14 protein-coding genes and 1 pseudogene are annotated in these 15898 nt (G+C 70.3%); 2 read left to right on the top strand and 13 right to left on the bottom strand.

Features of this window, described 5'->3' with window-relative positions:
- The first annotated feature begins 119 nt into the window (after positions 1-119).
- Positions 120-1052 carry a 5'-3' exonuclease gene (locus tag SREC43747_RS0110510; RefSeq protein WP_029721194.1) on the top strand — a complete coding sequence of 311 codons (933 nt, stop codon included), beginning with the start codon at positions 120-122 and terminating at the stop codon, positions 1050-1052.
- On the opposite strand, the gene SREC43747_RS0110505 is transcribed toward SREC43747_RS0110510, so the two are convergent.
- From SREC43747_RS0110505 to pafA, 12 genes are all read right to left on the bottom strand, one after another.
- The gene (locus tag SREC43747_RS0110505; protein ID WP_029721193.1) at positions 1015-1860 is read right to left on the bottom strand and encodes an MBL fold metallo-hydrolase; all 846 of its coding nucleotides are present in this window, start codon (positions 1858-1860) and stop codon (positions 1015-1017) included. The genes SREC43747_RS0110510 and SREC43747_RS0110505 overlap by 38 nt on opposite strands.
- A 62-nt stretch (positions 1861-1922) precedes the next feature.
- Entirely contained in the window at positions 1923-3131 is a 1209-nt protein-coding gene (locus SREC43747_RS0110500; protein ID WP_236623131.1) for a GNAT family N-acetyltransferase, read from the bottom strand.
- A gap of 39 nt (positions 3132-3170) precedes the next feature.
- Positions 3171-3662: a DUF4333 domain-containing protein gene (locus SREC43747_RS0110495; RefSeq protein ID WP_029721191.1), complete on the bottom strand. Its 492-nt coding sequence runs from the start codon at positions 3660-3662 to the stop codon at positions 3171-3173.
- 88 nt (positions 3663-3750) lie between these two features.
- Positions 3751-6525 (bottom strand): DEAD/DEAH box helicase, encoded by a 2775-nt coding sequence (locus SREC43747_RS0110490; RefSeq protein WP_029721190.1) that lies wholly within the window; start codon positions 6523-6525, stop codon positions 3751-3753.
- 62 nt (positions 6526-6587) lie between these two features.
- On the bottom strand, positions 6588-7466 hold the full coding sequence (locus SREC43747_RS0110485) for a diacylglycerol/lipid kinase family protein (protein ID WP_029721189.1): 879 nt from the start codon (positions 7464-7466) through the stop codon (positions 6588-6590).
- A 41-nt stretch (positions 7467-7507) separates the two neighbouring features.
- Positions 7508-8464 (bottom strand): twin-arginine translocase subunit TatC, encoded by a 957-nt coding sequence (gene tatC / locus SREC43747_RS0110480; protein WP_037331757.1) that lies wholly within the window; start codon positions 8462-8464, stop codon positions 7508-7510.
- An 18-nt stretch (positions 8465-8482) separates the two neighbouring features.
- Positions 8483-8755: a Sec-independent protein translocase subunit TatA gene (gene tatA / locus SREC43747_RS0110475; protein WP_029721187.1), complete on the bottom strand. Its 273-nt coding sequence runs from the start codon at positions 8753-8755 to the stop codon at positions 8483-8485.
- 80 nt (positions 8756-8835) lie between these two features.
- Positions 8836-9036 (bottom strand): bacteriophage holin, encoded by a 201-nt coding sequence (locus SREC43747_RS0110470; RefSeq protein WP_029721185.1) that lies wholly within the window; start codon positions 9034-9036, stop codon positions 8836-8838.
- An 18-nt stretch (positions 9037-9054) separates the two neighbouring features.
- Entirely contained in the window at positions 9055-10029 is a 975-nt protein-coding gene (locus SREC43747_RS0110465; protein WP_029721183.1) for a helix-turn-helix transcriptional regulator, read from the bottom strand.
- Complete coding sequence (locus SREC43747_RS0110460; protein WP_029721182.1) at positions 10029-11006, bottom strand: helix-turn-helix transcriptional regulator; 978 nt, start codon at positions 11004-11006, stop codon at positions 10029-10031. The genes SREC43747_RS0110465 and SREC43747_RS0110460 overlap by 1 nt, the downstream gene beginning before the upstream one ends.
- A gap of 27 nt (positions 11007-11033) precedes the next feature.
- A complete protein-coding gene (locus SREC43747_RS0110455; RefSeq protein WP_029721180.1) occupies positions 11034-12527 on the bottom strand; it encodes an amidase in 1494 nt (497 codons plus the stop codon).
- A 264-nt stretch (positions 12528-12791) separates the two neighbouring features.
- Positions 12792-14150: a Pup--protein ligase gene (pafA, locus tag SREC43747_RS0110450; RefSeq protein WP_029721178.1), complete on the bottom strand. Its 1359-nt coding sequence runs from the start codon at positions 14148-14150 to the stop codon at positions 12792-12794.
- A 90-nt stretch (positions 14151-14240) separates the two neighbouring features.
- Here pafA and SREC43747_RS0110445 point away from each other — a divergent pair, with 90 nt between their 5' ends.
- Complete coding sequence (locus tag SREC43747_RS0110445; protein ID WP_081722526.1) at positions 14241-15716, top strand: bifunctional phosphatase PAP2/diacylglycerol kinase family protein; 1476 nt, start codon at positions 14241-14243, stop codon at positions 15714-15716.
- Here SREC43747_RS0110445 and SREC43747_RS0110440 read toward each other — a convergent pair.
- Positions 15690-15898 (bottom strand): annotated as a pseudogene (locus SREC43747_RS0110440) (proteasome subunit alpha); the annotation flags it as partial. The gene SREC43747_RS0110445 and the pseudogene SREC43747_RS0110440 overlap by 27 nt on opposite strands.

Below are 15898 nucleotides of genomic sequence, written 5' to 3'. Positions count from 1 at the left end.
TGAAACCGAAGCCACCAGTGGTCGAGCGGGTCGCGCGGTCCGCTATGGACGAATCGGGGAGACCGGTGGAGCGCTGCGGGGCGAGGGCATGACAAGCTAGCGACGTGCGTTCCCCGCTGATGCTCGTCGACGCAGCCGGCCTGTGGTTCCGCTCCTTCTACGCGCTGCCGGAATCGCTCACCGCCCCGGACGGCACACCGGTGAACTCGGTGCGCGGTTTCTGCGACATGCTCGCCCGGCTGATCACCGACCGGCGGCCCGGCCGGTTGATCGCCTGCCTGGACAACGACTGGCGCCCGCAGTTCCGGGTCGACCTGCTGCCCTCCTACAAGGCGCACCGGGTCGCCGAAGCGGAACCGGACGAAGAGGACGTTCCGGATTCGCTCGGCCCGCAGGTCCCGATCATCCTCGAGGTGCTGGCAGCTGCCGGGATCGCCACCGCGGAAGCCGAGGGGTTCGAGGCCGACGACGTGATCGGCACGCTCACCGAGCAGGAGCAGCGCGATCCGGTCCAGGTGGTGACCGGGGACCGGGACCTGTTCCAACTGGTCCGCAGCACACCGACCCCAGCCCGGGTGGTGTACGTCGGTGCCGGGCTGGCCAAGGCCCAGGACTACGGACCGGCCGAGCTCGCCGAGCGCTACGCGCTGTCCGCGGACCGGGCCGGCGCCGACTACGCGGACATGGCGATCCTGCGCGGCGACCCGTCCGACGGCCTGCCGGGGGTGGCCGGCATCGGGGAGAAGACCGCCGCGAAGCTGATCACGCAGTTCGGCTCCCTGGAAGCCCTGCTGGAAGCAGCGCAGGCCGGCGATCGCGGACTCACTCCTCGGGTGCTGGGCAAGCTGGTCGAGGCGGCCGAGTACCTCTCCGCCGCGCCCGGCGTGGTGCGAGTCGCGCGGAACGCTCCCGTGGTCCTGCACCGCCCCGACGGGTTCCCTCCGTCTGATGTGGACCACCAGAGGTTGCGCCAGCTGCAGCAGCAGTGGGGGCTCGGCTCCAGCATCGACCGGCTCATCTCGGCGATCGAGCGCTCCGGGCAGCCGCGGTGATCTGGTAGCGCTGGAACTCCACCGGGTCGTGAGCGCAGAAGATGTCCACTTCCGGGTGGGCGGTGGCCAGGTCCCGCAACCGCTCCTGGTTCCTGCGGCGCAGTTTCCCGTCGTACTGCATCAACCGCTCGTAGCCCCGCAGCGCGGGCGGCGCGTGCTGGGGCCGGAGCAGCTGGCCGTGCGCGAAGTAGGCGTCCCCGGCGTCCAGCAGCCACCGATCACCGGTGCGCACCGCAACCCCGGTGTGACCGCGGGTGTGCCCGAACAGCGGGACCAGCAGTATTTCCGGTGGGAGCCCCGGCAAGTCGCGAACCGCTTCGAAACCGAACCACTTCTCCCCTTCGGAACTGCTGTGCACGCTCCAATGCGGACCGTGCGCCCACTGGTGCCGCAGGTAGCGCCCCCGGTCCAAACCCAACTGCATGGTTTCGAACTCGGTGTCGTGCAAGTGCACCGTGGCGTGCGGGAAATCCGGCAGACCACCGATGTGGTCCCGGTCGAGGTGGGTCAGCACGATGTGCCGGACGTCCTCCGGTCGATAGCCCAGCTGGGCGACCTGGTGCACCGCGGTTTCCGACGGGTTCAGCTCCGGTCGGGTCATCAGCAGCCACCGCCGGGTCAGCTTCTCGTAGTCGGTGGTGATGTCCCGGGTGCCGAAACCGGTGTCGACCAGCACCAGTTCCCGGTCGGTTTCGATGAGCAGGCAGTGGCAGACCAGCCGCCCGCGGCCGAAGTCCGACTTGGCGTAGCTGATCAACCGGCCACCCCAGGGGTGCATCGTTCCGCAGTTCAAGTGATGGACCCGCATAGCACGCTCCAACTCCGCGTCGGTGCACCCCGGGTACCCGGGGGCAAGACGCTGCCATTCCCTCAGAAATTCGTGCCGCACCAGGGCAGTCGTCCGGTCCGGAACAGCTCCTCGGCCCGAGGCACCGCCTCGGCGTCGTGCACCTGGATCCGACCCGCTTCCACCATCCGCGACACCGGGTGGTCCCCCAAGTAGAGCGAAGCCAGGGTGGCGACGTCCATGCTCAACTGCGGCTGCCCGGTGCTGCGCTCGACCCCTTGCCCCGAGATCCGGTAGCAACCGGAGTTGGTCGGCAGCATGCTGTCCGCCACCTCGATGGTCACCGGCTCCGCCGATCCGAAAGCCCGCTGCTGCAAGGCGGTTTCGACGTCCACCAGCCGCAGCCACAGGTCGTCGTACGTCGCCACGGTGCGGCACTGCCGCCGGTCGGTGAGCCACAGCTCCAGCGGCTCGTCCAGCGGCCGGTCCACCACCCGCACCTGGTTGACCAGATCGATGTCCAGCAGGAAGCGCCACAGGCTCGCCGCCACAGCGCTGTCCGCGGCCTGCAGGTCGTGCACCTGCAACTGGCTCTCCGCCACGTCGAAGGCGTCTTCGATGCTCTTCGGCTCGTAGACGGCGAAACCGTCGTACGTGCCGTCGTCGGTCTGGTGCACCACGACCAGCGCCCCCGTGCTGAGCATGCCCAGCCGCGACTTCCACCACCCGTCGGTGCGCTCGATCTGGCCCGGCCGGGCCAGGACGCGGTCGCGGTAGATCTCCGGCAACACCCGGGTGGCCGCCGACAGCTCCAGCAGGTGCACCCGTCCCTTCCGCGGCACCTCGTCGCGGAACTGCGTCCGGATCCTGTTGATCTCCACCATCCGGGCCCGAGTGGCCACCCCGTATCCGAAGCGCTCGTAGATGACGGCCTCGGACGCGTGCAGCATCGCCAGCGGTTCGTTCCGCTGCCTGGCGTCGTCCAGCTGGGCGTGCATCAAGCCGGTCAGGATTCCGCGCCGAGTCCTGTCGGGCCGCACCGCCACCCCCGTGACCGCACCGGCCGGCAGCTTCCGCCCGCCCGGGACGACGACCGCGCTCGAAGTGGTCAGCGCGGTGCCGGCCAGCTCGTCGTCGACGAACGCACCGAGCACCCGACCGGTTTCGAACCTCGCCCGCAGGTGGCTCCACTGCTCGTCAGTCGACGGACGCTGCAGCACCGCGCGCAGGAAGAGGTCGTAAGCCGCGCGGAGCTCCTCTTCCTGCAGCGTCCGCATCTGGTGTCGGCCCACGCCCAGAGTGTTCCTGCTGGGTCAGCCGCTGTCGAATTTTCACTTCGGGTAGCCGACTTCGTAGATCCCCAGGGAGTCCTTGACGGTCACCGTCACCGTCTTCTCCCCGGACTCGAGGGTGACCCGGCAGTCGAACCGGTGGCCGGGCTCCACTGGCTGGTCCTCCGGGCAGCTGACCCCGGTGACCCCGTCGAGGTGGTACGAGTCGGTGAGGGTCCGCTCGATCCCCTTCTCCACCCCGGCCGCGTCGAACACCGTGCGCGTGAACCACCCCGGAGCCACGAACCCCAGGACCAGCACCACCGCCGCGCCCAGGACGACCACCGCCAGCGCCCCGAACACCCACGGCAGCGCCGAGCGCTTCTTCTTCGGCGGCACCGTGAACTCCTCCGACCCGTTCTCCCGAGCCCCCTGCGGAGCTTGCGGCGGCGCCACCGAGTAACCGATGGCCGGAACCACCCCGCCCGGCGGGCGGAACTGGGGCTGTCCCCACTGCGGTTGGTCATCTGGCGGACCGTAGGGCCCGGTCATCACTACCTCCGGAAGGAGCATCGGCGAACAGCGATACGGCCCTGCTGATCAAACCACAGCAGGGCCGCTGTTCGCGTCAACCGGGCCGTCACGCCACTCCGGCGGCCACCACCCCGCGGCGGATCGCGGTCACCGCCTTCGCCGCGGACGACCCCACCGGGTCGGCGGTTCCCATGACCTCGCGGATCTGGTCCAGCAGATCGACGACCTGCCGGCACCAGCGGACGAAATCACCGGCGGAGAGTTCGTGCCCGGCCGATTCGGATGCGATCAGCACCCGTTCCAGGGACTCCCCGCGGGCCCAGCGGAACACCGGCCAGGCGAAACCGGCATCGGGTTCGCGGGTGCGCTCCAGCTTGTGCCGCCGCTCGTCGTCCTCCAGCTCAGTCCACAACCGCCAGGTCGCGTCCAGCGCCTCGCTGACCGCCCCGGCCGGGACCTGCGGGGCCAGCAGCCCCTCCCGCCGGGACTCGTAGACCAGCGAGGAGACCACCGCGGCCAACTCGGCCGGCCCCAGGCCCTCCCAGATACCGGCCCGCAGGCACTCCGCCGCGAGCAGGTCCGACTCGCTGTAGAGCCGGGAAAGCCGCCGGCCGTGCTCGCTGACCGGCCGGTCGGGGTCGTCCAGCTGCAGATAACCGCGCTCGTCCAGCAGCGCGATGATGCGGTCGAACGATCGCACCAGGGAGTGCGTCGTGGCCGCCACCTTACGCTGCAGCTGCTCGGTTTCGCTCCGCAGCCGCTCGTGCCGCTCGGCCCAGCGGGCGTGGGTCTCCCGGTCCGCGCAACCGTGGCACGGGTGGGAGCGCAGGGCCTGCCGGAGCTCCAGCAGCTCCGGGTCGTCGGCCGCGCCGGAGCGCCGCCGGCCACGCCGCCCGGGAGCCTCGATACCCGTGTTGCGCAGGGTGGAGGCCAGGTCCCGGCGGGATTTCGGGGACCGGGTGTCCACGTGCTTGGGCAAGCGGATCTTGCCCAGCGGTTCCACCGGGGAGGTGAAGTCGGCCACCGAAAGCCGCCCGGACCAGCGGTCCTCGGTGACCACGAGCGGCCGCGGCTCCCCCATCGGCTCCACACCGGGGTCGATGACCACCGCCAGACCGGAGCGCCGGCCAGCGGGCACCGCGATCACGTCCCCCTTGCGCAGCTTCTCCAGCGACTTCGCCGCCTCCGCGCGACGGGCCTGCCGGTTCTGCCGGGCCAGGTGCTTCTCACGAGCCGAAATCCGCTTGCGCAGGTCGAAGTACTCGGCGAAATCACCGAGGTGGCAGCGCATGGCCTCGGCGTAGCCCTCCAGGGCTTCCCGGTTGCGGTCGAGCCGCCGGGACAGACCGACCACCGAGCGGTCGGCCTGGAACTGGGCGAAGGACTGCTCCAGCAGCTCCCGGGCAGCGTCCCGGCCCACCCGCTGGACCAGGTTGACCGCCATGTTGTAGCCGGGCCGGAACGACGAGCGCAGCGGGTAGGTGCGGGTGGAGGCGAGGCCCGCCACCTGCTTGGGGTCCATGCCGGGCTGCCAGAGCACCACGGCGTGCCCCTCCACGTCGATGCCGCGCCGCCCGGCGCGCCCGGTCAACTGGGTGTACTCGCCGGGGCTGAGGTCGACGTGGGATTCGCCGTTGAACTTGACGAGCCGCTCCAGCACCACGGTGCGGGCGGGCATGTTGATCCCCAGGGCGAGGGTCTCGGTGGCGAAGACGGCCTTCACCAGTCCGCGGACGAACAGCTCCTCCACGGTCTCCTTGAAGGCCGGCAGCAGGCCGGCGTGGTGCGCGGCAACCCCGCGCTCCAGCGCTTCCCGCCACTCCCAGTAGCCGAGCACCACCAGGTCGCTCTCCGGGAGGTTCGCCGTGTGCTTGTCGACGACCTCCCGGATTTCGGCCACCTCGGCGTCGGTGGTGAGCCGCAGCCCGGCGCGCACGCACTGGGCGACCGCCTGGTCGCAGCCGTTGCGGCTGAAGATGAACACGATCGCCGGCAGCAGTCCGGCCGCGTCCAGCCCGTTGAGCACGTCCACCCGGGAGGGCGGGAAGAAGCGGGGCGGCCTGGAGCCCTTCCGCTTGCCGTTGGGGCCACCGCGTCGACCGCGCTGGAAGTGCGTCTGCGTCAACCGCTGGGTCTGCCGCAGCAGGTTCGGGTTGATCTTCAGCTCCCGTCCCCGGGACTCCCCGGCGAACAGGTCGAACATGCGGGGGCCCACGAGCATGTGCTGCCACAGCGGAACAGGCCGGTGCTCGTCCACCACCACGGTGGTGTCACCCCGCACCTCCTGCAGCCACTCCCCGAACTCCTCGGCGTTGCTGACGGTGGCCGAGAGGCTGGCGATCTGCACGTGCTCGGGCAGGTGCAGGATGACTTCCTCCCACACCGCACCGCGGAAGCGGTCGGCGAGGTAGTGGACCTCGTCCATCACCACGTAGCCGAGCTGGTCGAGGCTGCGCGAACCGGCGTAGAGCATGTTCCGCAGCACCTCGGTGGTCATCACGACCACCTGGGCCTCGCCGTTGATCGAGGTGTCCCCGGTCAGCAGGCCCACCGCCGCGTGCCCGTAGCGTTCGCACAGGTCGGCGTACTTCTGGTTGGACAGCGCCTTGATCGGCGTGGTGTAGAAGCACTTCCGGCCGCTGCGCAGGGCCAGGTGCACCGCGAACTCGCCGACCACCGTTTTGCCGGCACCGGTCGGCGCGCACACCAGGACTCCGCGTCCGGATTCGAGAGCTTGGCAAGCGGTCCGCTGGAACGGGTCGAGTTCGAAGTCCAGCTCACTGATGAACTCGGCGAGCTCGGGGTGCGCACTGCGACGCGCGTGCGCCGCATACGCCTCCGCTGGGGACCGCTTGGTCGGGTTGGAACGGCTTGCAGCCACACCTCAAGGCTTTCACATCGATTGCCGTCGCGTCGCACGCCCCGCCAGGTCGGCGACGAGACTCACCTCACGACGGTCAACGCCCCGGGGTGGTTGTGCACGGTGAGCGGCAGGCGCACGGCCGGATCGCCGTCGGCGAACGCCAGCCAGCCGTTCTCCCCGCTGAGCCGCACCCGGTCGGTCTGCAAGGTGTAGACCGCGGGGTGCTCCACGTGCCGCCCGGTGCGCAAGTGGGGCAGGATCGCGGCGAAATCCCGCAGGGTCACTTCCCCGACCACCGTGATGTCCAGCAGCCCGTCGGCCGGGTTCGCGTCCGGGCAGATGGGGATCCCGCCCCCGTACCAGGAGGTGTTGCCCACCGCGACCAGCGTGGCGTCCAGTTCGACGATCGTCTCCGGGGTCTCCACCCGCAGCGGCATCGCGTGCAGCCGGGACAACTCGATCAGCAGCGCGACGTCGTAGCGCCAGTGGCCGGACAACCAGCGGAGGCGGTTCGCCCGCGCGTTGACCTGCGCGTCGAACCCGGCGCACAGCACGGTGCTGAACCACCCGCCGCCGGCGACCTTGCCCAGGTCGACCTGCTGGCGACTTCCGGAGGCGATGGCCCGCGCCGCCAGGTCGGCGGCGGCCACCGGGTCCTGCGGGATGCCGAACGCCCGGGCGAAGTCGTTCCCGGTGCCGGTGGGGACCACCGCCAACGCGGTCTCGCTGTGCGCGCACGCCTGGAGCGCCAGGCGCACGGCCCCGTCCCCTCCCGCGACCACCACGACGTCCACCCCGTCGGCCACCGCGGCGGCGATCGCAGCTTCCGCCTCGGCAGCGCTGGCGGTGACCGCCGTCCGCAGCTGGCAGACCTCGCGAAGGCTGGCGATCACTGCCCGCGCCGACGAAGCCGTGACGCCCCGCCTGGCTTCCCGGTTGACGATCAAGATACCGCGCACGGGGCAGCATCTTCGCGCACAGCGGATCTTTTGGCCACCACTCAGGTGGCTTCGTCGTGCTCCGCTGCCTTGCCGGACGAGGTGACGTCCAGCTCGGACGGCCGGTAGTCGATCTTCGACGGCTCGTCCGGGTCGAGACCGGCCATCCCCATCCCGGCCAGCTTCTTCTCCCGGCGCTTGTCGTTGAGCCGGCAGATGACCATGGCCACCCCGAACAGCGCGCTCAGCGCGAGGGCCAACGCCAGCATCGAGAACGGGTCCTGCCCGGGTGTCGCGACCGCCGCGAACACGAACAGCGCGAACACCACGCCGCGCCACCAGCTGCGCAGCTTGGCGTAGCTGACGATGCCGGCGAAGTTCAGCATCACGATCAGCAGCGGCAGCTCGAAGCTGACCCCGAAGACCAGCAGCAGCAGGAGCACGAAGTTGATGTAGTCACCACCGGTGAGGGCGGTGAAGAAGGAACCGCCACCGAAGCTGACCATGAAGGTCAGCCCCTCGGGGACCACGAAGTAGGCCAGGACTGCGCCGGCCGCGAACAGCACGCTCGCGAAGGCCACGAAGACCCGCGCGAACTTCCGCTCCTTGTCGTACAGCCCGGGCGTGATGAACGCCCACAACTGGTAGAGCCACACCGGGCTGAACAGGATCGCCCCGACCGAGAAACCGACCTTCAGCCGGAGCATGAAAACTTCGAAAGGCTTGGTCTGCAGCAGCTGGCACTGCCCGTTCGGGCTCAACCGCAGGTCAGCCGGCAGCTGGCAGTAGGGCTTGAGCAGCACGTCGCCGAGCGTCGGCAGCCCGAACGCCGAGTTGGAAAACCACCAAAACCCGAAGATGCCACCGACGACCACCGCCGTGAGGGCCACACCCAAGCGGTAACGCAGCTCGTAGAGGTGCTCGATGAGCGTCATCGTGCCGTCGGGGTTGTGCCGACGGCCCCATCGACGACGGTTCTTGTTGAATGGGTTTAGGCGGCGCAGCACACTGGCACCCACCGTAGGTTCCCGTCCAGATCAGTTCTTCTTCTCGTCGGACTGCTTTTCCTCGGGCTGCGCTGCAGCAGGCGGAGTGCTCGTCTCCCCGCTGGAGAGCTGCTGTTGCTGCTCCCGCTCGGCCTTGGCCCGCTTCGCGGCCTCCTCGTCCTCCTTGAGACCACGAGCTTCAGCCCGGAAGACGCGAGCGGACTGACCGAGCGCGCGCGCCATCTGCGGAAGTTTGCTGGCCCCGAAGAGCAGCAGCAGAACCAGGACGATGAGCACGAGCTCCCAGCCACCTGGCAAACTCATTCGGCACTACCTTTCGTGAAAGACCCCATACGACCGTCATGTTACGAGCGCCGCAGCGCGGCGGACAGGCCGCGCGCAGCTCACCGCCGCCGGCGCTCCGCGAACGCGACCCGCAGCCCGGCGCTCCGCGCCTTGAGCAATCCGGCCCGGTCCTTGATCTGCGCGACCGCCTGCTGCTGCGCAGAACGGAGCTCGCGGACCGCTTTGCCAGCGCGGACCGCCAGCACCACCAGCCCGGCCAGAGCAACGGCCACCAGCACCAGACTCAACACGTACGGCACGCAACCACTGTATCGGTTTCAGGTGACCGGAAGTTGACGTGCCCGCACCATGGCGGCTTCCGCGCGTTGACGCACTTCACCCCGCAAGGAGGCCGGGCTCAGCACCCGCACCTGTCCGCCGAGCCCGAGGAGCAACCGCACCAGCCACGCCCGGTCCCAGTAGCGCATCCGAACCCGGGCCCAGCCCTCCGGGAGTTCGGTGAGCTCCGCCACCGTGTAGTACTCGGCCACCCACCTGGCTTCCGGGGACAGCTCCAGTTCCGCGCTCGGCTGGTCCTCCGGCGGCTGGAACAGCCCCGGCGACAAGTCCTTCGGCTGGGCTTCCGACGGCGGTCGCGCGGGCTCGTCGAGGACCTCCAGGTCGTCGATCCGGTCCAGCCGGAACAACCGGACCTGCTCGGCCGACCGGCACCACGCCTCCAGGTAGGTGCGCCCGTCCACGATCAACACCCGCATCGGGTCCACGGTGCGTTCGCTGATGGCGTCCCGCGTGGCCGTGTAGTAGCGCAGCCACAGCGCCCGCCGCTGCGTGGCGGCCATCCGCACGGTCGAGCGGACCTGCGGGTCGACCGACCCCTCCCCGGTGGCCAGGCCGACCACCACCTCCGCCGGGCGGGCCTGCCCCACCGCGCTCTCCACCTTCGCCAGCGCCCGCCGGACCGCGTCGGTGTCGACCAGCCCCGGGGTTTCCGCCACCGCCTGCAACGCCACCAGCAGTGCGGTGGCCTCCACCGGCGTCAACCGCAGCGGGCGGCGCATCCCGGCGTCGAAGGTGACCGTGATCGAGTCGCCGTCGAAGGACAGGTCGATCAAATCCCCCGGCCCGTACCCGGGCAGACCGCACATCCACAGCAGTTCCAAATCCCGGCGCAGCTGCTGCTCGCTGACCCCGAAGTCGGCGGCGGCCTCCGAGATGCGGATGCCGGGGCGGCTGAGCAGGTACGGCACCAGGGCGAGCAGCCTGGGCAGTCGTTGCGCGGTGCTCGATCCCATCAGTTCTCCCCGTTGGTACTGCTCGCCCCGAGGTGCAGCTCGTGCACCGCCTTGCGCAGCGTCTCCGGTTCGACCACCACCACGTCGGGGCCGTAACCGGCGATCCAGCTGGCCGCGGCTTCCGGCTGCACCAAGTCGAGTTCCAGCAAAGATCCCTCGACCCCCGCGCATTCCAGCGGGGTGGATCGAACGGCCTTCCGGCGCAGCCCCTGGGCCCGCCCCTCAGCCGCCCAGACCCGCACCCGGGTGGGCGGCAGCCGCTGGTGCTGACCGGCGACGATCTCCAGCAGGTTCGCACCGGTCGGCCGCTGCACCTGCCCCGGAGGGCTGATCGCCACCGGCTGCCCGGCGATGCGCGACAGCCGGAAGCACCGGGTCGCCCGCCGGTCCTGGTCGTGCCCGACCAGGTACCAGTGGCCACGCCAGGAGACCACTCCCCACGGCTCCACCCGCCGGCGCTGGAGCTCGACCGCGCCGGAGCGGCGGTAGTCGAAAGCGACCACCTGACCAGCTCGGACAGCCGCGTACAGGGGCGCGAAGGCCGGTTCTGCCGTGCGCACCCGCGGTTCGACCGGGACCGCGGACCGCTCGTCCACCTCCACCCCGGCAGCTCGCAACTTCAACAGCGCCCCGCGGGCGGCCGAAGCGAATTCCGGGGAATCCCACAGCCGAACGGCCAAGGCCACCGCGGCCGCTTCGTCCGGGGCCAACTCGATGTCCCCGAGTTCGTAGTCACGCCGGGCGATCCGGTACCCGTCCGCGGTGTCGAAGACCGAATTGCGCCCGGTCTCCAGCGGGATCCCCAGGTCGCGCAGCTCGGCCTTGTCCCGCTCGAACATCCGGAAGAAGGCCTCGTCGGTCGGCGCATCGGCGTACCCGGGCACGGTCGCCCTGATGCGCTCGGCAGTCAAGTACTGGCGGGGGGACAGCAGGCACAGCACCAGGTTCACCAAGCGTTCAACACGCGCAGTGGCCACCCCGAAACTCTAGCGCCACCCCATCGGCTAAGCGGCGGAACGAACCGGGATGTCGGGGTACCGATCGCTCCACGGACGCGCCTGCTCGAGCTGGGCGGCCAGGCGGAACAGCATTCCCTCCCCGCCCAGCGGGGCCACGAACTGCATCCCGATCGGCAGCCCGTCGCCAGTCCAGTGCAGCGGCACCGTCATGGCGGGCCGACCGGTCAGGTTCGCCAGCTGGGTGTACGGCACGTACTTGAGGCTGTTGCGCGCTTGCTGCTCCACCACCCCGGTCCAGTGCAGCAGCGCCGACAGCCGCAGCGTCAGCGCCGCCTTCCCGGCGGCCCGGACCGGCGCGGCCACGCCGAGCTGCCCCACCCGCGGCGGCGGCGTGGCGGTGGTGGGGGTCAGCAGCAGGTCGTAGCGGCTGTGGAACTCGGCCAACCGGCGCGTGTGCTCGTGCCACCGGTCCAGCACGGACACGTACTCCGGGCCGGACACGTGCCTGCCGACCGCGGCCAGCAGCCTGGTGTCGACTTCGAAGCTCTCCGGGGGAGCCCCGGTGGTTCGGCGGACCTCCTCGAGGTTGGCAGCGGTCTTGACCATCCAAGCCCGCAGGAAGTCCGCGGCCAGTTCCGCGGTGTCCACCGGGCAGGCCACCGACTCCACGTGGTGGCCGAGCGATTCCAGCAGCTCCGCGGTCGCCGACAGTCCCGCGCGCGCCTCGGGGTGCGGTTCGCCGAACGCCGAATCCGCGCTGAACCCGATTCGCAGCCGACCCGGTTCCCGCCCGACTTCAGCGCTGAACGACCGCTCCGGCGCAGCGCGGTGGTACGGAGCCGTCGGGTCCGGTCCGACCAGGCAGTCCAGCGCAGCAGCGCTGTCCCGCACGGTCCGCGAGATCACCCCGTCCACCGCGGCACCGTGGAACTGCTCGGACACCAGCGGACCGGAGGGCACCAGCCCCCGTCCCGGTTTGAGGCCGAACAGGCCGCACCAGGAAGCCGGTATCCGGATCGAACCACCACCGTCGCTGGCCGCGGCCACCGGCACGATCCCGGCGGCCACCGCGGCCGCTGAACCGCCCGAAGAACCCCCCGGGGAGCGGCTGAGGTCCCACGGGTTGCGGGTGGGGCCGAAAGCCTCCGGCTCGGTGACCGGTTTGATCCCGAATTCCGGGGAATTGGTGCGCCCGAACACCACCAGCCCGGCGTCCAGCCAGCGCTGCACCACTTCGGCGGTCTCGGCCGAGGTGACGTTGCGCAGTGCCCGGGAGCCGGCGGACGAAACCGTGCCGGCCCACTCCTGCCCCAGGTCCTTGAGCAGGAACGGCACCCCGGCCAGCGGGCCGCTCAGCTCTCCGTTCGCGCGCTCCCGCGCGATCTCGGTGAAGTACCGGGTGATGGCGTTGAGCTTCCCGTTGACCGCATGAGCCCGATCCAGGGCCGCGTCGAGGAGTTCCGCAGGGGTGATTTCACCGTCGCGGACGAGCTGGGCGAGGGAGACCGCGTCGTGCTTGCGGTAGTCCAGGTGTTCCACGGTTCGCTCCTTCTGATCACCGCAGTCGGTGAGCCTAGCGGCGGGACGCGGAACCGGGAAGCGTTCCGAACGAGCTTTCTCGACGAACGCTGCGAACCGGATGGGAACGAACCGAGCAGCCCGACGCGAGCACCGCGCACGTTCGGCCAGCTGGCCCCGACCGGCGGGCGCAGCCGGCACCGCACCGAAGCGCAGGAGGAATTCCGCCCCGACCGGGGCCGGTCGGGGCGCCACCAGGTCCGGCGACCGGTCGCCGGACACCGCTCACAGGGAGTTGATCAACCGTTCCACCCGCTCGTCCACCGCCCGGAACGGGTCCTTGCACAGCACCGTGCGCTGGGCCTGGTCGTTGAGCTTCAGGTGCACCCAGTCCACCGTGAAGTCCCGGCCGGCGGCTTGGGCGGCCGCGATGAAGTCCCCGCGCAACTTCGCCCGGGTCGTCTGCGGCGGGGTGTCCTTGGCCGCTTCGATCTCGCCGTCGTCGGTGACCCGGTCGATGAGGTCCTTGCGCTGCAGCATGTCGAACAACCCCCGGCCACGCCTGATGTCGTGGTAGGCGAGGTCGAGCTGGGCGATGCGCGGGCTGGACAGCTCCAGGCCGTGCTTGCTGCGGTAGCGCTCCAGCAGCCGGTACTTGATCGCCCAGTCGATCTCCCGGTCGATCAAGGAGAAGTCCTGCTCCTCGATGGCCTGCAGCGCCCGCCCCCACAGATCGAGGATCCGGTCCGTGGTCGCGTCGGAGCCCCGGCGGTCGACGTAGTCCACCGCGCGCTCGTAGTACTCCCGCTGGATGTCCAGCGCTGACGCTTCCCGGCCACCGGCCAACCGGACCGTGCGCTGCCCGGTCATGTCGTGGCTGATCTCCCGGATCGCCCGGATCGGGTTGTCCAGGCTGAAGTCCCGGAACTGGACACCCTGCTCGACCATCTCCAGCACCAGGTTGGCCGTGCCGACCTTCAGCAGCGTGGTCACCTCGGACATGTTCGAGTCGCCGACGATCACATGCAGGCGGCGGTAGCGTTCGGCGTCGGCATGCGGCTCGTCGCGGGTGTTGATGATCGGGCGGGAACGGGTGGTCGCGCTGGACACGCCCTCCCAGATGTGCTCGGCGCGCTGGGACAGGCAGTACACCGCTCCCCGCGGGGTTTGCAGCACCTTCCCCGCGCCGCAGATCAGCTGGCGGGTCACCAGGAAAGGCAACAGCACATCGGCAATCCGGGAAAATTCACCCGATCTGCCGACAAGGTAGTTCTCGTGGCAACCGTAGGAGTTGCCCGCCGAGTCGGTGTTGTTCTTGAACAGGAAGATGTCCCCGCCGATCCCCTCGTCGGCCAACCGGCGCTCCGCGTCGGCGAGCAGGTCCTCCAGGATCCGCTCCCCAGCCTTGTCGTGCGCGACCAATTGGCCCAGGTCGTCGCACTCCGCTGTGGCGTACTCGGGGTGGGAACCCACGTCGAGGTAGAGCCGGGCCCCGTTGCGCAGGAAGACGTTCGACGAACGCCCCCACGACACGACCCGACGGAACAGGTACCGGGCCACCTCGTCCGGGGACAACCGCCGCTGCCCGTGGAAGGTGCAGGTGACCCCGAACTCGGTCTCAATGCCGAAGATCCGCCGCTGCATGCTTTCCACAGTAGGCGCTAACCGGCAGGTAGGCGGTCCGCCGTTTGGGCAGCGCGTACTGTGTTGCGGGTGGTCAATACCTTGCACAGCGTGATCGACCGAGTTCGGCGTGCTGACCGCGCGCTGTCCCAACGCAGCGCCGCCCTGCGGCCGACCATCGCAGATCCGCTGCTCAAAGCGCTGAGCACCGGGGCCGACCGGAGCGGGTTGTGGCTGGGCGCAGCTGCCCTGCTGGCAACGCGCAAGGGCCGCACCCGCCGGGCAGCGCTGCGCGGTGCCGCTTCGATCGCGCTGGTCAGCACGGCGACGAACCTGGTCGGCAAACCGCTGCTCCCCCGGCGCCGGCCGCCCGCAGACCTGGTGGCGGCCCACCGCCGGATCAACACCCCTCCGCTGTCGTCGTCCTTCCCGTCCGGGCACGCCGCTTCTGCGGCCGCGTTCACCGCCGCCCTCGCCGTGGAATCTCCGCTGCTGGGCGCCGTGGTCGCTCCGGTGGCAGCCGCGGTCGCCTACTCCCGAGTGCACACCGGGGTGCACTGGCCCAGCGATGTGCTGGCCGGCGCGGCCCTGGGCACCGGTGCAGCGCTGCTCACCCGCCGGTGGTGGCCGGTGCGCCCCGGGGCGGAGGCGGTCACCGATCGGCCGGACGTCCAGCTCCCGGCCCTGGCCGACGGAGCGGGACTGCTGGTGCTGATCAACCCGGAGGCCGGGGACGGCGCGGGCGAACCCGCGTCCTGGGCGAAGACGAACTGGCCAGCGGCTCACATCGTCTACGCCGACACCGACCTGCTCACCGACGACCTCGAACAACTGGTCCAGGAGAACGAGCCGACGGCCCTGGCGGTCGCCGGCGGAGACGGAACGACCGCGGCAGCGACCTCGGTCGCCCTCCGGCACCACCTTCCGCTCGCGATCATCCCGGCGGGGACGTTGAACCACTTCGCCAAGGACACCGGCCTCGACCTGGAGTCGGTGGCCGACGCCGTCTCCCAGGGCACCGGGATGGCGGTGGGGCTCGGCGCGGTGCGCACCGACGGCGGGACCCCGAAGTACTTCCTGAACACCGCGAGCCTCGGCAGCTACCCGGACGTGGTGCAGCTCCGGGAGAAGTGGGAACCGCGCTGGGGCAAGTGGCCGGCCGCCGCGGCCGCGCTGATCCGCGTGCTCCGCTCAGCGACCCCGCTGGACGTCACCATCAACGGCCGTCGACAGCGGGTGTGGGGGTTGTTCGTCGGCAACGGCAGGTACGCGCCGAGCGGTTCCGCGCCCGCCTGGCGTCCGGACACCGGCAACGGGAACCTAGACGTCCGGTACGTCCGAGCTGGTCGGTTCGCCCGACTCCGGGTCGTGCTGTCCGCGCTCACCGGAACGCTGCACCGCAGCAAGGTCTACACCGAACTGGTCACCGGGGAAGCCGAAGTGCAGGTGCACGGTGATCCGGTGGCTGTCGCCACCGACGGAGAAGTCGGCCCGGAGGGGACGCGGTTCGTCTTCACCGCCCGGCCGCGGGCGGTGAAAATCTACCGGAGGGGAACCGGGTCAGTCCTCCTTGGACTTGTCCGATGAGCTCTCGCCGCTCTGCGGGAGCAGTGCCTTGAGAGCCGCTCCGCGGATGCGCCGGAAAGTCCGGTGCTCACGGGACCGGTCCAGTATGGCCACCTCCAACTGGTCCACCCCGAGCTCGCGGTTGCCGTCGCCGCCCGCGGACAACGCCCGGATGGCCAGTTTGGCGGCATCGGCCAGCTCCA

This window comes from Saccharopolyspora rectivirgula DSM 43747 (assembly GCF_000497205.1).
Classification (GTDB): Bacteria; Actinomycetota; Actinomycetes; order Mycobacteriales; family Pseudonocardiaceae; genus Saccharopolyspora; species Saccharopolyspora rectivirgula.
This window is presented reverse-complemented; position numbering and strand designations above follow the sequence as displayed.